The organism is Acinetobacter lwoffii, from assembly GCF_022809915.1.
GTDB classification, from domain to species: Bacteria; Pseudomonadota; Gammaproteobacteria; order Pseudomonadales; family Moraxellaceae; genus Acinetobacter; species Acinetobacter lwoffii_M.
On record NZ_JALGQY010000073.1, the window covers coordinates 1 to 2,252 of the forward strand.

The 2,252-nt window shown below is 37.7% G+C and carries 1 protein-coding gene and 1 pseudogene; one reads left to right on the forward strand and one right to left on the reverse strand.

The features are described 5' to 3' along the window. Positions 1-410, forward strand: a pseudogene (locus MTX11_RS16400) (ISNCY family transposase); the annotation flags it as partial. 490 nt (positions 411-900) lie between these two features. Here MTX11_RS16400 and MTX11_RS16405 read toward each other — a convergent pair. Next, positions 901-2,019 (reverse strand): Fic family protein, encoded by a 1,119-nt coding sequence (locus tag MTX11_RS16405; protein ID WP_243475608.1) that lies wholly within the window; start codon positions 2,017-2,019, stop codon positions 901-903. Positions 2,020-2,252 lie beyond the last annotated feature (233 nt).

The following is a 2,252-nucleotide window of genomic DNA, read 5'->3' on the forward strand; positions in this document are numbered from 1 at the left end:
ATCTTGAACTGGATGATATTTTTACCTGGCAGGAACCGCGTAAGGTCACCAAGAATCTGACCCTGACCTATGACAAATGTATTTATCTGCTTGAACCGATAGAGCTGAATCATAAGCTTGTTGGGCAATATATTTCATTTCTGGAGTACCCGGATGGGACTGTGGCCCTCATGCACGAGGGACGAAAGCTCAACTACAGCATTTTCAATAAATTAGCTGGGCTACAGCAGAATGAGATCGTTGAGAATAAACGGTTAGGTACAGTTCTGGCACATATTCAGCAACAGCATGAAGAGTTGGAAAAACAGAATAAACGTTCCCGTCTCAAGAAAAGTATGCCGAGTCGTAAAGCTCAGAAAGCTGTTATTGAACAAAGAAAGTTAAATCCTGTGCTTGACTCTTGTGGTTAAAAACAGGACATTTTAAATGGTTTATCGCATAGACATTTTAATTGGTGAATAACAACACTTGTATATTAATATAAATATCAACAACTTAAAAATTTAGTCATGGCTAAAAAATCAGCAAAAAGTCGACTTTGAAACAAGTCGGCTTTTTTATGATCATTTTTGATAGTTCTTGCCAATAAATTTGTTTAAAAAGTAATCAATTTTAGCATTTTTCAAATTTTATCAATGCCTCAATGTCCAAAATTATCCACATTTTTTGTGGATAAAATTTAGGCTATTTTGTACGCCTGGGCTTACGTAAATTCCGGTTCTTTACGGCTGTCCAGGAGAGGTGAATTTTCCTATGATGAAGCCATAGAGAACAGGATGTTCCAAACAACAAGAATAAGAAAGATCGCACCAGGAACGTGAGGTAAGACAGGAGTCATACTTAGCAACCCAATATGAAAAACCCCGGCAGGATGCCGGGGTTTTTTATTGCTTAGAATATCTATAACTGGGTATTGATCTGATAGCGTGTATTACGTCCACCACCTTCTAATTTAACGATACATTCTTTCTCAAGTAAGTCTGATAAGTGGCGAGTAGCCGTTGCCTTACTGACTTTAGCAACCTTTTGATATTGCGAAGCACTAATACCATGTTCAAAGCCATTTTCGCCACCGTCTAATAAACGATTTAGAACTTTACGTTGTTCTTCACCCAGGGCTAAATTTGAATATTTATGCCAAAATTGACTTTTAAACAATGTTCGACTGATCTGCGCTAAGGTTTTTTCAAGGCTTTCATTCAACGTGTCTAGAAACCAAATCAGCCAATCTGTGATATCAGAATCATTTTTTTGAGTTTGTTCTAATATCTCATAGTAACTTTTACGTTTATTTAATATCGCAGTAGACATTGCATACAAACGGATACTTTGCTCATCCATTTGAGCTAGAGCAAGGTCTGTAAGTATACGTGTAATACGGCCATTACCATCATCAAAAGGATGTAGGGTAACAAACCATAAATGGGTAATGCCTGCACGTAACAGAGGATCAAGCAATGAATCATTCAGACTCTGATTAAACCACGCTATGAAGGTATGTAAGCGTTCTTCTAAGCCTTCTCTTGACGGTGCTTCAAAATGTACTTTAGGGTAATCCAATCGACCTGAAACGATCTGCATAGGCTCTGATCCCCTCAGTTGACCAATGCGTAAACGTTGCATTGTCCAGTCGGGGTCATTGAAAAGCCAACGATGCCATTGCATGAGGCGCTCAACAGTCAGTGGTTGCTTAACATCGTTCAGCGCATCCAGCATGATATTGGCTAAACCTTCTGATCGATCTGAGCTTGGATAAGGCTGTTCAAGAGTGACACCCAAGCGTTGGGCTAAAGATGATCGCAATGAAAAAACATTGAGGGTTTCATTTTCAATTGCTGATGAAGCAACGAGATTGGCAAGTAGAGTATCTAGAGTGAATTGTTCTTTCGCTAAATCATGCTGACTTTGTCCAAGAAGAATTCCTATTTTTTGATATATCTGTCTGGTTTTAGGTAAGATAGTTGAATCTTGCCATGTGAAATTTGTCCAGTTTTCTGCTTGCCAAATCCATTTCTGCATTTTCAATCTCTCTCATCTAAAATCTAAGATGAGTTAAATATAGCACAAATTCGACTCATATTGTGAGCCGAATATGTACTGTTAATTAGCTCATTATTTATCGAGAACATTTCTACTTTGGGCTTACAAATGCTGTTATTCACCAATTAAAATGTTTATGCGATAAACCATTTAAAATGTCCTGTTTTTAACCACAAGAGTCAAGCACAGGATTTAACTTTCTTTGTTCAATA